Raw genomic sequence first — 17,085 nt, forward strand, 5'->3', positions numbered from 1 at the left:
CTACTCCTGTCTGAAGATGCGCAAGATGCGCGCCACGATTTTGCGCGTCCCCGCCAGGCCATGCTCGAGCTTCGGCAGCCGCACGACTTTGGCGACGTGGCCGCGCTCGGCCAGCTTTGCCTCCAGCGCCTTGGGCTCGAACAGCTCCTGGTCGTGCCCCAGCGCGATGATATGCGGCCTGATTTCCTCCACGATGATGCCGAGCATGTCGCCCTCGCGCCCCACCACGGCGCGGTCGACCGGCTTCAGCGCTGCGACCATCTCGGCCCGGATTGCGGCTGGCACGACCGGCTCGCGCTTCATGCGCCGCACCGTCGCGTCGTTGGCGATAATCACCACCAGTTCGTCGCCCAGTTCGCGGGCGGCTCGCAGGAAATGAATGTGTCCGGGGTGTAGCAGGTCGAAGACCCCGGTGGCTACTACGCGCTTGCGTCCCACGCGGCAACAATTTCATGCCCCTCCAAAAAAGGATATCTCTCTGCTTCAGCCCATGCGGCTGCTGCCTCGGGCGGCAGCCGCCCCCCGTCGTCAGCGAGCATCTCGCACCCGAAGGCGACCGGCGGTAGCCCCGCCATTTCAGCCAGCGCGACCATCAGTTCGGTGTGCCCCTGCCGCCCCGCCAGCCCATCGGGGTGCGCGACGCAGACCGGCACGTGTCCGGGGGACCGGAACCGCTCGCCCAGCAATAGTTGCGCCGCGTCTAGCTCAAGGTTGGCGGCAGCCAGCTCGCCGAAGGCGGCGACGGTGCGCGCGCGGTCGCGGTCGGTGATGCCGGTGTAAGTATCACGCGCGTTCAGCCAGAGCGAGAACGACGAGCGGCTGTCGTACGGCAGGTCATCCGCACGCAGTGCGGCCAGCGCCGGGAAATCGGCGGCCGCCGAATCGAGCACAGCGTCCATGAACGGCAGTCCCAGCCGCTCCGCCGCGGAATGCGCAACGGCGATGAAGACCAGCCCCCCGCCGCGCTGTCGCAGCAGCCGCACTCGCTCTGGCGCCGCGTGCCGGGCGCCGAAGACGATGTCGGTCTCTCCCTCGCGCCCCGGGGCGTCGTAGAGCAGCAGCGGCTCGCCCGCCCGTAAGGCGGCTGCGGCAGCCTCGACTGGCTTCGCGATGGTAGCGTCCACGCTGCGCGACCCGCGCGCTATCTTAAACGGTTGCGTAGCTACGCGAAAATACGTAATTAACTAGTCGCTGAGGACCTTGAACTTCGGTTTCTCATCCGTGACCGCCTTGAATTGGGGAGCGTCATCCTCGACCGGCTGGAAGACCGGTACATCCTCATCGACTGCCTTGAACGATGGCTCATCCGCGACCGCCTTGAAGGTGGGGGCGTCGTCTTCGACCGGCGCGAAGGTTGGCAGGTCGGCTCCGCTTTCGCGCACCATCGGGGAGCCGGTGTCGACCGGCGTAAAGGAGGGCACACTGCCACCGATACCGTGCTCGAAGGCGGGCTCCTCGCCGTTGCCCTTGATTTCACGCATCGCAGCTACCGCGGCGTCCTTGACGTCCTTGACCGCGTCGTTGGTCAGTATCAGCAGCGCATCCATCACGCCGGAGGGCATCTCGAAGTCGATTGCCCGCGCCACGGCTCCCAGCGCCGTAGCGGCGGTGGCGCGCACGCGCTGGCTGCGGTTCGTGGTCTCTTCTACGTAGAGCCTTACCAGTTCATCGAGTTCGCCGGGCGGCAGTTCGGGAATCCGGGTCCAGAGCTCCTTCGCGGCGAGGTAATCGCCCGCCAGGACTGGCTTGAGCAGTGCCTTGACGGTGACCCCCTTTTCCGGCGCGGGTTGCTTGCGCGCACGTTTCACCTTGCGCACCTTGCGCTTGCGAGCGGCGGACTTGCGCTTGCGTATCGATACCTTCTTGGGGGGGACGAGCTCCATCCCTTCCTCTCCCTGTTGCAAATGCGCCTTGCGTCCAGTCAGCTCACGCACCTTGAAAACCTGGTTGTGCGGCATCTTGTCGTCGTGCTTGTCGAGTCCTGCATTGTGCCGGCGACTGGCAATATCCGCGCCGCTTTCGCTGTCGAGCCCCGGGGAGACCTCGAACTGAGGTCCCTCGTTGAGCATCACCACTCCCGGCCCCCCGTCGGGCTGCCCCGTCGGAGGGCTGATTGGCTGCGGGTCGAAGAAGGGCTCCCGCGCGAGCAGCGCCCGCAGGTTGCCGTTGTTGTAAGCGTCGAGTGCAATCGCATTACCGGTGACTAGCTTGAGCAGCTCGGGCGCATTTGCGCCGCGCACCAGCCGTTCGACCGCGTTGAGCAGCTCGGGCCGCTCCTTGGCTAGAGCGTGGAATTCGGGCGCCATCGCCCGGACTTCGGCCAGCTTCTGCTCCAGCCCGGTGTCAAGGCTGGGGCCGGAGCCGGGTTGCGGGGCGGTTGCGCCGCCAATCGAAACGACGTTGGTGAAAGTCTCCTCGAGGAATTCCTGCGGCGTGTAGGGCATGCGGCCACCGCCCTGCTCACGCAAGTCGCCCTCCAGCGCCCGCTCGCCGAGCGCCAGCACAAACATACAGCGCGGCAGGTCAAGGTAGCTGGCCATGAACTCAATCAGCTTCAGCAGCACCCCGGGAGCAGCCATATCGACGCCCTGCACCAGCACCACCAGCGGCGGCTGCGTCACCAGCCGGTCGAGCAGCTTGCTCATCGCAGCGTCGAACTCGCGCATCGCCTCCATGTGGGCGGTGCCGCGCGTCACGACGGCTAGCTGGTCCAGTCCCTCCATCAGCCGGTTGGTAATTTCGGTGACCGTGCTGTCGTGATCCGAGAAGTCCTGCAACTGGAGCAGTAGCTGCTGCGCCAGCGGGACGCCGAGGTTCGGCTCCGACAGGTGTCGCCGCGCGTTGAATAAAAGCACCGCCAGCCCGCGCTCTTGCAGTCGCGGTTCGAGCTCAACCAGCAGCCGTTTGCGCTCGGCCGGAGAACCATTGTAGAGTGCAACTGAGGACGGTGGTTTGCTTGCACCGGCCAGCTCTTCGAGACGCTGAAGGGCTTCTTGCATACAGAGTTTTGTCCTTGAGCAGAAAGCAGATTCCTGCTGCTGTCGCGGCAGTCACCATCTATTTTAAAGGTTCGGGAGGGGTGGAAACTGAGTGCGGGGGTCGCATAGCCTGGCCAATTGTGCCGGACTTAAGATCCGGTTCCTCAGGGATTCGTCGGTTCGAATCCGACCCCCCGCACCATCCTTTACCGTTCAGCTACGGCGCTGCGCTCGTCGCCAGTCGGTGCCGCCGTGCGGCGACACGCCGGTAGAGCCAGCGCAACAGCGGCATCACGCCGGGAAACCGCGAGAGCAGCCAGAGCGGCCAGCCCCACCAGATGTGGCGGCAGATTTCGACGAGCGCATCGGCGCCGCCGAGCACGCTGTCATCGGGGAGCAGCAACAACAACTCGTCCGGGGCGGCGGTCATGTCCGCCGCCCCGTCGTTCCGGGCGAGCCGCTCGCGCACCCACTCTGCCTCCAGCTCCGCCAGTGAGAAGCCGGCGCGCTGCGCCAGCCCGCCCCAGCGGTCGGCGAGCCCGCGGCAGAAGCTGCACTCGCCGTCATACAGCAGCCACCCCGCTCCAGACACGGTGCGCCAGCCGGCGCAGCGTAAAAGCGCGTTGCGTCGCCCTGTGGGGTCGCCCGCACGGCGTTACGCAGCTTAAATATCGGTCGTCAGAAAGGTGGAATGGTCCAGTAGACCATCGCGAGCGCCAGGATGCCGGCGACGATACCGCCCCACGCGGCGCTGCTCCACGCCATGATTTTGGAGCCGTCGAACGGCGGGACTGGAATCATGTTGAATCCGCCCAGGATGATGTTGATGATAACCAGAAAGCGCGCCAGCGCGCCGGCCCAGCCGAGTGGCCCGGCGGCGCCAGCCAGCAGCAGGTAGAACGGCAGCGCCGCCAGCGCCAGCGCGATGTTGGTGAGCGGTCCCACCGCAGCGATGTGGCCGTGCTGCCGCGGGGTGACGTGGCCGGCGACCATCACCGCGCCCGGCGCCGCAATCAGGAAGCCGAAGGCGCCCATCAGCAGCGCCAGCAGCAGCCCGTTGCGGTTGCCGCGGTATTCGGCCCAGCAGCCATATTTCTGCGCCATCCACTTGTGCGCCAGCTCGTGCAGCAGGAAGCCGGTCATCACCGCCGCGAAGGACATCAGCAGTTTCACTGCAAAAATCGAGAGATTCGCCAGCGCCGCGCCGAGTCCGCCGGCGAGTGCCAGCGCCAGCGCGACCGTCAGTATCGCCACCGACTCGGCAATCTGCGCCTTCTCGTAGTCGGAGAAGAGCATCCCGCCCGGCCGGCGGTTAACCTGTAGCGGCTCGCCCCAGCCGGCGGTAAACGGGGAATACTCGGCGCGGTAAGTCGCCTGCCGGCCCCGCGAGCGGTCGCTCCACACGGCGCGCCACCCTGCCCCCGTCTTAAGGAATTTGGCCGGCGCGCGACGCAAGCGCTTAAGCGCGCCAGCCATCGGCGCGCGTGGGCGAAGGTCAGGAGCAGCTGCGCACGCGCATCGCCGCGCTCGAGGCGCAGCTGGAGGAGCAGCAGGCGGTGCACGCTGCCGAGATGAAGCGCCTCAAGTCGGAGAACTACGCGGTGCTCGAGGCGTCGCAGACGCGCTATCAGGGTGAGCTCGCTATCCAGCACGCCAACTTCGAGCGACAGATTGCGGAGCTGAAGGCGAAGCTCCGGGCGTTCGACGCGTGAGTTCTCCCTTCTGGGCCGCCAACCTGCTCGGGATGCTGGTGCTCTTCGCTCCAGCGTTCTGGCTTTTCCTGCGCACCATCGCCCCCGTCGAGGAGCAGCTGGAGGAGCGCAAGCTCTATCTGGCGTGCGGCGGCGGCGCCATTTTCGGGACGATTGCCGAGGTGCTGATGCTGCTGGGCGGCTTCGACCGGCGCTCACCCACCGTGGGCTACGCGTCGCTGATGATTGTCGCGCCGGCGCTGGTGATGCTGGTGCTCTGGCTCGGGCTGCGGCTACGCACTTTCCGCGACGCGCGCTACGCCGGCTACTACGCGGCCGGCTTCGGCCTCTTCTTCGGCGCGGCGCACGAGTTCTGGAAGCTGCTTGTGCTCGAGGCGGGGCAGCCCGACGGAGTGCTGCCGTTCCCCGGCGGGCTGCTCGACGCCTGGTTCGGACTGGCGGCGACGGTGCTGCTGGGCGGCATGGCGCTCTGGCTTATGCCGGCGCTCCAGCGTGACAGCGGCGTCCGCACCGCCGCCCGGCTGGCGCTGCTCTACCTCGCCCTCGGCTTCCTGCGCATCTCGGCCATTGAGCGACCCGAGCCGGCGATTGACGCGGCGACGGCGCTCGCCTTCGCGGCGGGCGCCGCGGCGCTCTACCAGCAGGGAGTCGCGAGGCTACCGACGTGATTTTCACCATCATGCTCGTCCTGCTGTTCGTCGGGCTCATCGCCGGGATTTTCCTGTGGCAGAAGCTCTACAACCCCGGGGAGCTCTGCGCGGAGTGCTACCGCGTGCTCCCGCCGGACGCACGCGAATGCCCGTGGTGCGGCGAGTCGCGCGACGATTAATTCCGTCTCGGCTCCAAGATAATCATCAGCGCCCAGCCGGTCACGCCGCCGGCGAGCAGCCCCGTGATTATCCGCCGCGGATTGGTTGACTCGTAGTTGGTCAGCAGCTGGATGGTGCCATCGAGCCCGATGGGCACCAGCGCCAGCAGCACCAGCGGCAGCGACAGCTCCGGGCGACGCCGCAAGGCGACGGTGAAGCCCAGCGCAAGGCCGGCGAAGATGCCGAGGTCGCGCGTGCAGAACGGCATCTGGTTGCCTGCGTAGGCGTAGGAGCGGCTCGAAATCTGGTGGCAGTTTGCGTCGCCCAGCCAGTAGACCACCGCGGCGATGGGGTTCATCGCGTCAATCGTCTCGCGGTTATCGACGCGCCCGACGTAGCCCGACAGGTCCCCGGTCGCCCCCGGCTCGAGCAGCAGCGGCCCGCCTGCGACCAGTAGCACCCAGCCCCAGAGCAGCGCCAGCGCCACCTGTTCGCGGCGTGAAAGCGCGGTGACGAAGCGCGCCACTTGCGAAGCGGTCACACCTCGAACCGCTCACGGTCGCCGAGCAGCAAAAGTAATGCAGCTAGAGACAACAAACTGCCGAGCAGGAAGCCCCAGCTCAGGATGCCGGCGACCGCGCCGAAGAGCGCCAGCCGGAAGTGGCGCTCGAGCAGCGCCGCACCTGCTCCCATCAGCGCCAGCAGCGCCATCAGCGCCAGCACCGGCGCCTGCGCAGCGCTGGGCGGCCACGGTCGCGCGACGTTGCTGCGCTGGTCGATAATATCGTGACCGTCACCCGGCTCGAGCTGTGCGTTGAGCAGGTTGGTCGCAGCGGGCCGCAGGTCAATCCAGGTCGAGTGGGTGCGGAAGCCGGGGCTGAAGAAGGTCACCTTCAGTTCGCCGCTGGTCAGGTTGTGCAGGAAATAGCGCCCTTCCCCGTCGGTGAACGCCTGCTGGCCGCCCGCGGCGACCCGCACGTTCTCGAGCGCGGTGCCGTTGACGTCAATCACCGAGCCGTAAAGGCTGGCTGTCGCATCGCCTTCCCACGGCGAGTCGTAGCCGCTCCACTTGATGGCTGTCGCGGTCGCCGCGAACAGCCCGAGCACCGCCACCGCGAGCAGCAGCAGCCCCGCCAGCTGCGCCTTGCTGCGCGGGCCGTCGATGACCGATTGCAGCCGCTCTGTGCGGTAGGCGGTCGAGAGCTCGCCCAACAGCTCGAGTGTCCCGGGCGCGCTCGGCTCGGGCGGGACAGGTGGCTCATCGGGCGGTGCGGGCTCCGGCGGCGCGGTTTCCGGCTCGTCGCCTTCCGGCGCCTCCTCTTCGGTAGCCACTTCTTCGTCGCCTTGCGGGGATTCCTCTTCGGCCGCCTTTTCCGCTGCCGCCTCCGGGGCGGCTTCCACGGCGGGCGCTTCCTCGCCCGGGACGTTGAAGCCGTGGTCGCAGCTGGGGCAGGCGACCGACCGCCCCGGCCGGCGTCCGGTATCGAAGCGGATGAAGCAGACCGGGCACTCCAGTTGTTGCGTCACCATCGGCGCGGACTTGCACCCGCGTTAAATAAACGTGGCGACTCGCCGCGCGATGGAACCAGCGATAGCGTTGCTGCTCGGCATCGTGCAGGGGCTGACCGAGTGGCTGCCGGTCAGCAGCAGCGGCCACTTGGTGATTTTCGAGCACCTCAGCGGCGTGCGCCCGCCACTCTTCTTCAACATCGCGCTGCATCTCGGCACGCTGCTCGCCGCCGGCTGGCTGCTGCGCACCGACATTGCGGGCGCGCTGCGCGCGACGCCTGCTGCGCTGCGCGCAGTGCGCACCGGCACGACCGATCCTGACGAGCGCACCGTGCAACTGGTGCTGCTCGCGAGCATCCCGACGGCGATTATCGGCTTCAGCTTTGACGCCTTTGCGAGCGGCTGGCTCGGCTCGCTACAAATTACGGGAGTTGGGCTGCTCGTGACCGCTGGCGTGCTCTGGCTCTCGCGCGGTCGCGGCGGCACGCTCGACGTGGCGAGCGTGCCGCTCGTCGTCGGCCTCTGGATGGGGCTGGCGCAGGGGCTGGCGGTGCTACCGGGACTCTCGCGCTCGGGGCTGACAATTGCGGCCGGCATGGCGGCTGGCATGCGCCCGGTCGCGGCGGCGCGGCTCTCGTTCCTGATGTCGATGCCCGCCATCCTCGGCGCAACCGCCCTCGAGCTGCTGCAGGAGCGCGAAGGCGCGCTCGCGGGAGTCGCGCCGGCCGAGTTCCTGCTCGGGATGGCTGCCGCCGCCATCACCGGCTTCCTCGCGCTGCGCTGGCTGCTGGCGCTGGTGGAGCAGCAGCGGTTCCACTGGTTTGCGCCATATTGTGGGCTGGTCGGCGCGGCGCTCCTGCTGCTGTAACCTTGCAGCGCAGCCTATCTGTCCTCGCTTCGCTCGGCCAGCGGCTGCTCGCCCTCGTAGAGCAGCAGCGGTTCCACTGGTTTGCGCCCTACTGCGGGCTGGTCGGCCTCGTTATCCTGTCGCTCTAGCGCTGCAGGATTTCGGTCTGGACGACTAGTTCATAGTTGCCCGAATAGAGTTGCGAAGCGACCCCCTCCATCCCCGAGCCGGAGATGGTGATGGTCCACTCGCCCTCGACCGTGGGGAGCGGTGGCGAGTAGGGGCCGATTTCCTTCTCGTTGCCAGTCCAGTAGACGATTTCGTAGCAGGGCGGCTCGCGGTCATCACGGCAGAACACCTCGCCGTCCGGGGTGCGGAAGGTGAGGTCGAGCGTTCCCGCCGGCCCTTCCTCGGGTTGCTCGCCACCGATGAGCATGTAGTCAATCGTAATCTCGACTCGCAGGTAGCGCGCACCTTGCGGCAGCTCGAACTTGTGGGTATATTCGACCCACGAGAGGTTCTGCAGCGCCTGCTGGAACTGGAGCGGGTCCTCGGCAATATCCAGCACGGCCTCGATTAGCGTATCCTGGTCCTGGTCGGGGTCGGGCGCGAACTGCCCCTCGAAGTGGTTGAGTTCGACCTGCGTGTAGACCGCCTCCGGCTCGGGCACCAGCCGGTCCATCAGCCCGTTCATGGCGGGAACGTCGATGCAGCCCACCGTGGCGAGCATCAGCGCGACCGCCAGCATCCGCTTCATGTCCGCCCCGTGCGCTTGAAGGATTAAAGATTGTCGCCGTCGCCGCAGGCGGCAGCAGCCGCGTGTCGCGCGTAGCGGGACACGCCAGACTGCGCTTGCCAGCCTGCGACCGACGGGAGCGGGCGACAGCAGCCGCTGGCCGAGCAGGGCGAGGCCAGAGAGGTTGCGCTCGCCGCCGCCGCGAGTCGCGGCGGCGGCAGATTGATAACCCCACCATCGCCCTCGTCGCCGTGGAAGCGGAAGAGGCGCTGCGCGCAGCCGCATTGCAGGAGGCGGCGCGGCATGGTGCGGCGCAGCCGAAATCGGTGCTGGGGAAGGTGCTCGGCGCGCACCCGGAATTGCGGTCGCAGGCGCGTGAACTCAGTGCAGTCGCCGAGCGCATTGTCGCCGAAGTGAACGCGCTCTCGCCCGCGGAAGTGGCGGCACAGGCGCCCGCCCCACCGGAGCCCCGCCAGGCGACCGACAGCGGCCACCGCGGGCTCCCGCCGCTCGAGGCCGACGGTGCAGTGGTGCTGCGCTTCGCGCCCGGTCCGAGCGGGCCGCTGCACTTCGGCCACTCGCGCGCGGTGGCGCTGAACCACGCTTACCGCGAGCTGCACGACGGCAAGCTCATCCTGCGGCTGGAGGACACCAACCCGGCGGCGGTCGACCCCGGCGCGTACGACCTGATTGCGGCCGACATGGAGTGGCTCGGCGCGACGCCCGACGAGACGGTGGTGCAGTCGGATCGGCTCGAGATTTACTACGACGACGCCCGCGAACTGCTGTCGCGCGGCGCGGCCTACGTCTGCCATTGCGACGCCGAGGAGTGGCGCGAGCTGAAGCGCCAGAGCACCGCCTGCCCCTGCCGCGGCGGCAAGCCTGAGGCGCAGCAGGCAGCGTTCGAGGCGCTGCTTTCCGGGGACGACGACATCGTCGTCGTGAAGACTGACCTCGAAGACCGGAACCCGGCGCTGCGCGACTTCGTCGCCTTGCGGGTCGCTGAGGCGGAGCACCCGCGGCAGGGCGACGCGTGGCGGGTCTGGCCGACCTACAATTTCGCCGTCGCGGTCGACGATTACCGGCTCGGCGTGACGCACGTATTGCGCGGCAAGGACCATTTGAACAACACGCAGCGCCAGCAGTGGGTCTACCGCCACCTCGGCTGGGACGAGCCGCAATTCATCCACTACGGACTGGTCTCGATTCCTGACACGCTGCTCAAGACCAGCACCATCCGCGAAGGCCTCGCTGCCGGGGAATACTCGGGCTGGGACGACCCCCGCCTCGCGACGCTGGGGGCGCTGCGGCGCCGCGGCTACCAGCCGCAGGCTATCATGGATTACTGGGTCGCCGCCGGCGTCAAGGAGGCCGATATTTCCCTGTCATGGCAGAACCTGGAGGCGGCCAACCGCGCGCTCGTCGAGCCCGAAGCAAAGCGGCTATTCTGGGTGCCGGAGCCGGTCGAGTTGAGGCTCGACGCGCCACAGCCGCTGGAGAAGCATGCGCCGTTCCATCCCGACCGCGACGAGATGGGCGAGCGACGCGAAACGGTCGCGCCGGGTGCGACCGTTTCGCTGCCGGCGGCCGACGTGCAGAAGCTGGCAGAGGGCGACCTGCTGCGGCTGAAAAACCTCTGCAACTGCCGGCTGCGCGACGGCCGGCTCGAGCACGCCGGCGACGACCCGGTCAAGGGCGTGCCAATCGTCCAGTGGTGCGCAGCCGGCACACCGTTGCAGCTGCTGCGGCCGGACGGCTCGGCGACCGATGGCATCGCGGAGCCGGCGACGGCAGAACTGGAAGGCGAAGTGGTGCAGTTCGAGCGAGTTGGCTTCGTCAGGCTGGAGCGAGGGCGAGCGCTATTCCTGCACCGCTGATTCGCTGACGACTGATATATAAAATCAGGGACACACTTTTAACCCCATACGCCTGCCGTCCCGACAGGTAGAGCATGCCATCCAAAACAGAGGATTACAGGGCGGACCAGATTCAGGTTCTGGAAGGGCTTGAGGCGGTCCGCAAGCGACCGGCGATGTACATCGGCTCGACCGGCCGTGACGGGCTGCACCATCTGGTCTACGAAGTGGTCGACAACGCCGTTGACGAGGCGATGAACGGGCACTGTGATACCATCACGGTCGAGCTGCATAAGGATGGTAGCTGTTCAGTGCACGACAACGGCCGTGGCATCCCGGTCGACGAGCATCCGCAGTACAAGGTGCCGGCGCTGGAAATCGTGATGACCAAGCTTCACGCCGGCGGCAAGTTCGACAGTGACACCTACAAGGTTTCGGGCGGGCTGCATGGCGTTGGCGTCTCGGTCGTCAACGGCCTCTCGGAGTGGACGCGGGTTGATGTCCACCGTGACGGAGGGCACTTTCGGCAATCCTACAAGCGTGGCGAGACCGATTCCGGACTGGAGCGGGTCGCCGACAGCAAGGAGCACGGCACGCTGGTGCAGTTCCTGCCCGACAAGGAGATTTTCGAGACGACGCAACTGGAGTACGAGCTGCTACGAACGCGCTTCCGCGAGCTGGCGTACCTGAACGCTGGTATCAGCATCTCCATCGCCGAGGAGGGCGGCCGCTCTGAGAGCTTCCGCTTCGAGGGTGGCCTTGCGGAGTATGTCAGCTTCCTGAACGATAGCCGCACTACGTTGATGCGCGACCCGCTGCTCATCACCACCGAGCTGGAGCAGGTACAGGTCGAGGCGGCGCTGCAGTGGACCACCACCTACCGTGAGCACATCCACACGTTTACCAACAACATCGCCACCCGCGAGGGTGGCACCCACCTTTCGGGACTGCGTAGCGCGCTGACGCGCACGCTCAATAGCGTCGCACTAAAGCGCAAGCAATTGAAAGAGAAGGATGCGGCGCTCGACGGTAGTGACGTGCGTGAGGGTCTCACCTGCATCCTCTCTATCAAGGTGCCCGAGCCGCAGTTCGAGGGGCAGACCAAGACCAAGCTCGGCAACTCCGAGGTCAAGGGTATCGTCAACAAGGCTATCGGCGATGGCTTGGCAAACTGGTTCGAGGAGAATCCTTCCGACGCGCAGACTATTGTCGCTAAATGCATTCAGGCGTTCGCGGCGCGTGAGGCGGCCAAGAAGGCGCGTGACCTGACCCGTCGCAAGGGGCTGTTGGAGGGTGGTGGCTTGCCTGGAAAGCTTGCTGACTGCCAGTCCCGTGACCCTGTGCTGAGCGAACTGTTCGTCGTTGAGGGAGACTCGGCGGGAGGCACCGCCAAGCAGGGACGTAATCGCACGACACAGGCGGTTCTGCCGCTGCGCGGAAAAATCCTGAACGTCGAGAAGGCTCGCGTCGACAAAATGCTCGCCAACGCCGAAATTATGGCGCTGATTACCGCGATGGGGTGTGGGTGTGACATAATGCCTGACGACGGTGAGGATGACAATGTTGATGAAACCAACGGTGAGGAACTGAATCTCGAGCAGGCGCGCTACCACAAACTGATTATCATGACCGATGCGGATGTTGACGGGGCGCACATCCGCACGTTGCTGCTGACGTTCATCTACCGCTACATGCAGCCGCTGATTTACGCCGGCTACGTCTACATCGCGCAGCCACCGCTCTACAAGATTTCCCGCGGCAAGAAGGCGGCCTACGCCTACGACGACCTGCAGCTGGAGCGGCTGCAGGCGGAGTTCGGCGAGAACCACCACATCCAGCGCTACAAGGGACTCGGCGAGATGAACGCCATCCAGCTGTGGGAGACGACGATGGACCCCGAGCGGCGCACGCTGTTGCAGGTTACCATCCAGGATATCGAAGAGGTACTATGGCCAATGGTCGGCGCTGACGAAATCTTCCGCACCCTTATGGGCGACGATGTCGCACCGCGCCGCGAGTTCATCGAAGCGCATGCGACCGAAGTCACGAACCTGGATATCTGAGGCTGCTCCGGCGCGACTAGCTGTATTCCGTTTCCATCCGGAATAGCCGCAGCCCAATATAAATTATAATAGTCAAGTTCCAAGTCTGAACTCGGAAAGCAGCCCCCGCACGGTCGCGACTGCCGAGAGCGCCGCCAGGTGCGAAGTGCGTGGATTGCGCAGGCTCGGCAGGTTCGCGACCTCGACGCGCATGCGGCCGAAATCGCCCTCGACTGTGATGATGTGGGTGTTGCGCTCCGCGTCCGGGTCGGCGACGATGCGCACCCGCGTGCCCTCGGCGCCGAGCCCCGCCAGCCCGAGCGTCGCGGCGACGTTAACGTTCTGCGGAAAGCGGCGGCACGCTTCGGCGGCGGCACCGTCGAAGATGGTGCGCGGCTTGCGGATGCGTGCCAGCGCGCCGCCTTCCCACGCCTCGGTGCCCTCGAACATGCGCGGCGGCTTGCGCGTCTCCAGTTCGACGCTGTGCAAGTTGCCGACTTGAGCCGACTTGAGCCCGTCCAGTCCCGCAATGGCGCCCGACGGGACGTGGAAGTGGCTGCCGCCCTTGCGCGCTGCGCGCCTGAGCGCGCGCAGCGTTGCGGGTTCGGCGAGCGCACCGACCGACATCACGACCAGCTCGCGCCCCGCCTCGAGCACGGCGGGGCCGCGCGACCGCACCGCCGCCTGCGACGCCGCCTCGACAACCACCTCGACCTCATCGAGCATCGCGCCGAAGCTGGGGACATAGGTGATTTTGTCCATCGCACGCGCCAGTTCGCGAGCGCGGGTGCGGGCGCGGTCCCAGATGATGATTTCGCTGACACCCGGCTCCGCCTGCAGGAAGCGCGCCAGCGTCGAGCCGATTGAGCCGCAGCCAATCAGCCCGAGTCGCACAGCCGCTCCATCACGCGCGGGAAATGCTCGGCGAACCGCTCGACCTCGGGGGTCGGCAGCGAGAAGGAGACGCGCACGAAGCGGTCGCCGAAGCGCGCCGAGACGTAATTACCGGCGCGGATGAAAACCTGATGGTCGTAAAGCAGCGCATCCTGCACCGCCTGCGGCGAAACCCCGCACTCCGCGATGTCGATGACCATCATGCTGGCTGCCGACGGGTAGACCGGCAGGTGCGCGGCGTCGACGGCGTCGACGGCGCGCTTGATGATGGCCTGGTTGCGGTGGCAGGTTTCAAGGTTCCGCGGCAGCCACTCCGACTTTGTCTCGAGCGCGGCAATCGCGGCGCGCTGGCCGATAATTGAAATCCCCAAATCGGAGACCATACTGCCGGCGATGTCATCGATGAACTCCTGCGGTGCCACCAGCGCCCCCACGCGCAGCCCCGCCAGCCCGCAGTTCTTGCTCACCGAGTAGGCGATGATGGTGCGCTCCGGTGTGAACTCGGTCGCCAACGTGTGCTCTGGTGCGAAGTCGCGGTAGGTGATGTCATCGATAATCCACAGGTCGTGCTCGCGCGCGATTTCGCAGAGCGCGCGCACCTCCTCACGCGGGTAGGTCGAGCCGAGCGGGTTGAGCGGGTCAATCAGCAGGATGCTCTTCGTCTCCGGCGTAATGGCAGCCCGGACCGCGTCCAGGTCGAAGCGGCAGCTACCGCCGTAAATCGGCAGGTCGGTGCACTCGGCGCCGCCCATTTTCGCGAACTTGTGGATGATGAAATAGGACGGGTCTGACGTAATCATGCGGCTCCCGGGCGGCTGCAGGTAGCGCATCAGGCAGTAGAGCGCCTCAGTGCCGCCGTTGGTGATGTGCATCCCGAAGTCGGGCAGTCCCAGGTCTTCGCGGATGAGCTCGCGCAGCCGCGGCAGCCCCTGCGCGAGCGGATACTTGTTGAATTCCCGGCTGGCGGCCGAGTCGCGGATGGCCTGCTCGATGGCGGGATGCGTCGGCAGGTGGTTGGTGTTCTGCGCCATCCAGACGATGTCGTCGCGACCGTGCGCGTACGCGAAGTCCCCGCTCATCGCGGGCGACGCGTCAGGGCTGAATTAAGAGTGCGCCCGGCGCGGCGGCCCCCGGCTTCATTAAGCGCCCGAGCGGTTCGTCGGCGTGCGCGCGCCCCTGCGACTCTGGCTGCGATTCATCGGCGTCGAGTTCTGGCTGGTCGCGCTGGTGCCGTTCCAGATTGGTTTCATCGTCGGCGCGCAGGCGTGGAGCAGCGCCGCTGGCTTTCTGGGGCTGGCGACGGTGGCGCTGCTGACGTCGAGCAGTTTCGTCCTGAACCACCTCTGCGACCTCGATAGCGACCGGCGGAATCCCCGCAAGGCGTTCAGCCTGCTCGTGCGGGGCGACCTCACCCCGGCAGCCGGATGGGCGCTCTTCGGCGCGCTGCAGGCGGCGACGCTGGCGCTGGCGGCGCTCGCGGGGCGCGATTTTTTCCTGTGCCTGCTCGGCCTTACGGCGATTTCGCTCGCCTACAATATCGCGCCGCTGCGGCTCAAGGAAAGGCCGGGACTGGACATCGCTTCCAACGGCGCCAGCCTCGGCTTCCTGCTGCCGCTGGCGGGCTGGTCGCTCTCGCAGCCGCTGGCGGAATTCCCGCGACTCTACTTTGCGTCGGTCGTCTGCTATCTCGTCGCGTTCTACTGCCCCACGATGGCGGTCGACGTCGCCGCTGACCGCGCGGTCGGCACGACCACCTTCGCGACGCGCTTCGGCGCGGTGGCGACGATGCGGCTCTCGTGGGCTGCGACGACTGCCGGCGCCGGAATCCTGTTCTGGAGCGGCGCGACCGACGCGTTTCCGTGGGACCGCAACCTGCTCTGGTGGACCGGCTGGATTCTGCTGCTGCAGCCGCTGGCGCACTGGCGCGAGCTGCCGCCCAACGTTGCGCCAGACTACGAGACGGTGCGTCGCGGGTCGATTATCCTCGCGACGATTGCGGCACTCGCGACCGCGTCGTTCCTCTGGCTCTACCTCTCTGGCTCGCCGTCTCCACCCTTCAGGCGTTGACGAAGCCGAGAATCTTGCGGCAGTTCGCGCAGGAGATGGACATGACCTGCCCGCCGCCAGTATCCAAATCGATGGCACTGAAACGGTAGGTGTTATCGACCACGCCGATATCCTTCTTGCAGAAGGGGCATTTCTCCGGCGCGTCCGGGTCTGCCGAGCTGCTGAACATGGGTGCAGCGCAGGCTGCCGTGTATTTATGCGCGCGGTCGCTGCCCTTCGTGGCGGGACGGCTGTTGCTGGTGGGGACGGCGCACGTGATGGAGCTGGCGCTGCCGCTCGAGCGGGTGCTGCGCACTTTCGACCCCGACGTCGTCGCACTCGAGCTTGACCCCCAGCGCTGGGCGGCCTTGCGGGCGCCCGTCAGGCCGCGCCGCGGTCCGCTGTTGCTGCGGCTGCTCGCGTCGCTGCAGGAGCGGCTGGGCGAAATGCTGGGCGCGCCGCCCGGCAGTGACATGCTCGCCGCCGGCCGCACCGCGCAGCGGCTCGGTGCGCGGCTGGCGCTGGTGGACCTGCCGGTCATCCCGACGCTACAGCGCGCCTGGCGGGCGCTCGGCTGGCGCGAGCGGCTGGCGCTGGCGCGCGAGCTGCTGCCGCCGCTGCTGGGCGCGGATGCGCTGGCGAGCGGGCCGGCCGCCGCGAACCCGCTTGCGACCGGCGACTTCTCGCGCGAACTCGCTGAGTTCGCGCGCCGCTTCCCGTCGCTGCAACGCGAGCTGATTGACCGCCGTGACCGCCACATGGCGCGCCGGCTGGTGGCGCTGCTGCGCGACGGCCAGCGCGTGGCGGCGGTCGTCGGCGAAGGCCATTTGCCGGGGCTGGAGCGGCGGCTCGCTCGTCTGTCTCCAGATATGGTGCCGCTCAGCCGGCTGCTCGCGCTGCGCGGAAACGGCTAGCTTACTTGCTGGTGCCGCAGCAACCGCTGGCCGAGCTCCGCGAGGCCAGAAAGATTGCGCTGCGAGGCGAAGCTGAGCATGTTGTGCCAGCTATTTGCTGGCACCACAAGCACTGCAACCGCCGCCGCCACCGCCGCCCGCCTTGCCGCCGCCGGCGCCCTTGCCGGGCGCGAAGTAGGGGTCTTCGCCCTCCACATGGTCGGTGACGTCGACAACCTCGCTGATTTCCGGGACTTTCTGCCGCAGGTAGGATTCGATGCCGTGCTTGAGCGTCACGTCGGCCATGCCGCATCCCTGGCAACCGCCGCCCATCTGGACGAACGCCTTGCCTTCCTCGACCCGCTGTAGCGTGACGACGCCGCCGTGGTTGGCGATGCTGGGGTTAATCTCGTTGATGAGCACGGCCTGCACGCGCTCGAACAGCTCTTCGCCGCCCGCCGTGGCCGTTTCGCCCACGGCCGGCTCGCCGCTCGCAATTTGCGCGCGGATGGCGTCGCCAATCAGCTTGCCGATTTCGGGCCACGCCGCGTCGCCCTGCTTGGTTATGCTGACCGTGTCGCGCGCGATGGTGACTGCGCTGACGTCCGGCAGCGCGAACAGCGCCTCGGCCAGCGGCGCCCCTTCGGCTGCCGCTGCGGAAGCGAAGCTGGCGTTGCCACCGTGCAGGCTGCGGTCAACGACGAAGCGGCACACCTGTGGGTCGGCGGTCGGCTCGCCCCGGATGCGGATTTCGGACATCCTG

Annotated in this window: 21 protein-coding genes and 1 tRNA gene; 10 read left to right on the top strand and 12 right to left on the bottom strand. The window is 67.1% G+C overall.

Annotated features, from left to right (window positions below; all coding sequences use genetic code 11):
- The 3 genes from QGG57_00290 to QGG57_00300 are packed head-to-tail and all read right to left on the bottom strand — an operon-like array spanning window position 1 to window position 2,999.
- Window positions 1–438, bottom strand: coding sequence for an FAD synthase (locus tag QGG57_00290; GenBank protein MDP7006625.1), 438 nt, complete (start codon window positions 436–438; stop codon window positions 1–3).
- Window positions 420–1,124, bottom strand: a complete 705-nt coding sequence (gene ribB / locus QGG57_00295; GenBank protein ID MDP7006626.1) for a 3,4-dihydroxy-2-butanone-4-phosphate synthase — start codon at window positions 1,122–1,124, stop codon at window positions 420–422. The genes QGG57_00290 and ribB overlap by 19 nt, the downstream gene beginning before the upstream one ends.
- 60 nt (window positions 1,125–1,184) lie before the next feature.
- Complete coding sequence (locus tag QGG57_00300; GenBank protein ID MDP7006627.1) at window positions 1,185–2,999, bottom strand: hypothetical protein; 1,815 nt, start codon at window positions 2,997–2,999, stop codon at window positions 1,185–1,187.
- Between the two features lie 93 nt (window positions 3,000–3,092).
- Here QGG57_00300 and QGG57_00305 point away from each other — a divergent pair.
- Window positions 3,093–3,180 (top strand) — tRNA-Leu (locus tag QGG57_00305).
- Window positions 3,181–3,195: 15 nt separating this feature from the next.
- Here QGG57_00305 and QGG57_00310 read toward each other — a convergent pair.
- Window positions 3,196–3,570, bottom strand: a complete 375-nt coding sequence (locus tag QGG57_00310; GenBank protein ID MDP7006628.1) for a DCC1-like thiol-disulfide oxidoreductase family protein — start codon at window positions 3,568–3,570, stop codon at window positions 3,196–3,198.
- Between the two features lie 86 nt (window positions 3,571–3,656).
- A complete protein-coding gene (locus tag QGG57_00315) occupies window positions 3,657–4,382 on the bottom strand; it encodes a site-2 protease family protein (GenBank protein MDP7006629.1) in 726 nt (241 codons plus the stop codon).
- Window positions 4,383–4,462: 80 nt separating this feature from the next.
- Between QGG57_00315 and QGG57_00320 the strand changes: the two genes are divergently transcribed.
- From QGG57_00320 to QGG57_00330, 3 genes are read left to right on the top strand one after another with little or no spacing between them, the layout of a single operon-like run.
- Window positions 4,463–4,690 carry a hypothetical protein gene (locus tag QGG57_00320; protein ID MDP7006630.1) on the top strand — a complete coding sequence of 76 codons (228 nt, stop codon included), beginning with the start codon at window positions 4,463–4,465 and terminating at the stop codon, window positions 4,688–4,690.
- Complete coding sequence (locus QGG57_00325; GenBank protein MDP7006631.1) at window positions 4,687–5,358, top strand: hypothetical protein; 672 nt, start codon at window positions 4,687–4,689, stop codon at window positions 5,356–5,358. Before QGG57_00320 ends, QGG57_00325 begins: the two co-directional genes overlap by 4 nt.
- A complete protein-coding gene (locus QGG57_00330; protein MDP7006632.1) occupies window positions 5,355–5,519 on the top strand; it encodes a hypothetical protein in 165 nt (54 codons plus the stop codon). The genes QGG57_00325 and QGG57_00330 overlap by 4 nt, the downstream gene beginning before the upstream one ends.
- On the opposite strand, the gene QGG57_00335 is transcribed toward QGG57_00330, so the two are convergent.
- Both QGG57_00335 and QGG57_00340 read right to left on the bottom strand, forming a co-directional pair.
- On the bottom strand, window positions 5,516–6,025 hold the full coding sequence (locus QGG57_00335) for a DUF2085 domain-containing protein (protein ID MDP7006633.1): 510 nt from the start codon (window positions 6,023–6,025) through the stop codon (window positions 5,516–5,518). The two genes, QGG57_00330 and QGG57_00335, sit on opposite strands and share 4 nt — an antisense overlap.
- Before the next feature lie 11 nt (window positions 6,026–6,036).
- On the bottom strand, window positions 6,037–7,029 hold the full coding sequence (locus tag QGG57_00340) for a carboxypeptidase-like regulatory domain-containing protein (protein MDP7006634.1): 993 nt from the start codon (window positions 7,027–7,029) through the stop codon (window positions 6,037–6,039).
- 49 nt (window positions 7,030–7,078) lie between these two features.
- Between QGG57_00340 and QGG57_00345 the strand changes: the two genes are divergently transcribed.
- Together QGG57_00345 and QGG57_00350 are read left to right on the top strand one after the other, a co-directional pair.
- Window positions 7,079–7,876 (top strand): undecaprenyl-diphosphate phosphatase, encoded by a 798-nt coding sequence (locus QGG57_00345; protein ID MDP7006635.1) that lies wholly within the window; start codon window positions 7,079–7,081, stop codon window positions 7,874–7,876.
- A 2-nt stretch (window positions 7,877–7,878) separates the two neighbouring features.
- Entirely contained in the window at window positions 7,879–8,004 is a 126-nt protein-coding gene (locus tag QGG57_00350; GenBank protein MDP7006636.1) for a hypothetical protein, read from the top strand.
- Here QGG57_00350 and QGG57_00355 read toward each other — a convergent pair.
- Entirely contained in the window at window positions 8,001–8,612 is a 612-nt protein-coding gene (locus QGG57_00355) for a hypothetical protein (protein MDP7006637.1), read from the bottom strand. The genes QGG57_00350 and QGG57_00355 overlap by 4 nt on opposite strands.
- A gap of 230 nt (window positions 8,613–8,842) precedes the next feature.
- Here QGG57_00355 and QGG57_00360 point away from each other — a divergent pair, with 230 nt between their 5' ends.
- Together QGG57_00360 and gyrB are read left to right on the top strand one after the other, a co-directional pair.
- A complete protein-coding gene (locus QGG57_00360; protein MDP7006638.1) occupies window positions 8,843–10,468 on the top strand; it encodes a glutamate--tRNA ligase in 1,626 nt (541 codons plus the stop codon).
- 74 nt (window positions 10,469–10,542) lie between these two features.
- A complete protein-coding gene (gene gyrB, locus QGG57_00365) occupies window positions 10,543–12,510 on the top strand; it encodes a DNA topoisomerase (ATP-hydrolyzing) subunit B (protein ID MDP7006639.1) in 1,968 nt (655 codons plus the stop codon).
- A 72-nt stretch (window positions 12,511–12,582) separates the two neighbouring features.
- Here the strand turns inward: gyrB and nadX are convergent, their stop codons facing one another.
- Complete coding sequence (nadX, locus tag QGG57_00370; protein MDP7006640.1) at window positions 12,583–13,383, bottom strand: aspartate dehydrogenase; 801 nt, start codon at window positions 13,381–13,383, stop codon at window positions 12,583–12,585.
- Window positions 13,368–14,462 carry a pyridoxal phosphate-dependent aminotransferase gene (locus QGG57_00375; protein ID MDP7006641.1) on the bottom strand — a complete coding sequence of 365 codons (1,095 nt, stop codon included), beginning with the start codon at window positions 14,460–14,462 and terminating at the stop codon, window positions 13,368–13,370. The genes nadX and QGG57_00375 overlap by 16 nt, the downstream gene beginning before the upstream one ends.
- An 85-nt stretch (window positions 14,463–14,547) precedes the next feature.
- Between QGG57_00375 and QGG57_00380 the strand changes: the two genes are divergently transcribed.
- Window positions 14,548–15,450, top strand: coding sequence for a UbiA prenyltransferase family protein (locus QGG57_00380; GenBank protein ID MDP7006642.1), 903 nt, complete (start codon window positions 14,548–14,550; stop codon window positions 15,448–15,450).
- Here the strand turns inward: QGG57_00380 and QGG57_00385 are convergent.
- The gene (locus QGG57_00385) at window positions 15,440–15,619 is read right to left on the bottom strand and encodes a hypothetical protein (GenBank protein MDP7006643.1); all 180 of its coding nucleotides are present in this window, start codon (window positions 15,617–15,619) and stop codon (window positions 15,440–15,442) included. The two genes, QGG57_00380 and QGG57_00385, sit on opposite strands and share 11 nt — an antisense overlap.
- On the opposite strand from QGG57_00385, the gene QGG57_00390 reads away from it, so the two are divergent.
- Window positions 15,618–16,343, top strand: a complete 726-nt coding sequence (locus QGG57_00390) for a TraB domain-containing protein (protein MDP7006644.1) — start codon at window positions 15,618–15,620, stop codon at window positions 16,341–16,343. The two genes, QGG57_00385 and QGG57_00390, sit on opposite strands and share 2 nt — an antisense overlap.
- A 90-nt stretch (window positions 16,344–16,433) precedes the next feature.
- On the opposite strand, the gene QGG57_00395 is transcribed toward QGG57_00390, so the two are convergent.
- The gene (locus QGG57_00395) at window positions 16,434–17,081 is read right to left on the bottom strand and encodes a NifU family protein (GenBank protein MDP7006645.1); all 648 of its coding nucleotides are present in this window, start codon (window positions 17,079–17,081) and stop codon (window positions 16,434–16,436) included.
- Between the last annotated feature and the right edge of the window lie 4 nt (window positions 17,082–17,085).

This window comes from Candidatus Poseidoniia archaeon, from assembly GCA_030748895.1.
Taxonomy (GTDB): domain Archaea; phylum Thermoplasmatota; class Poseidoniia; order MGIII; family CG-Epi1; genus UBA8886.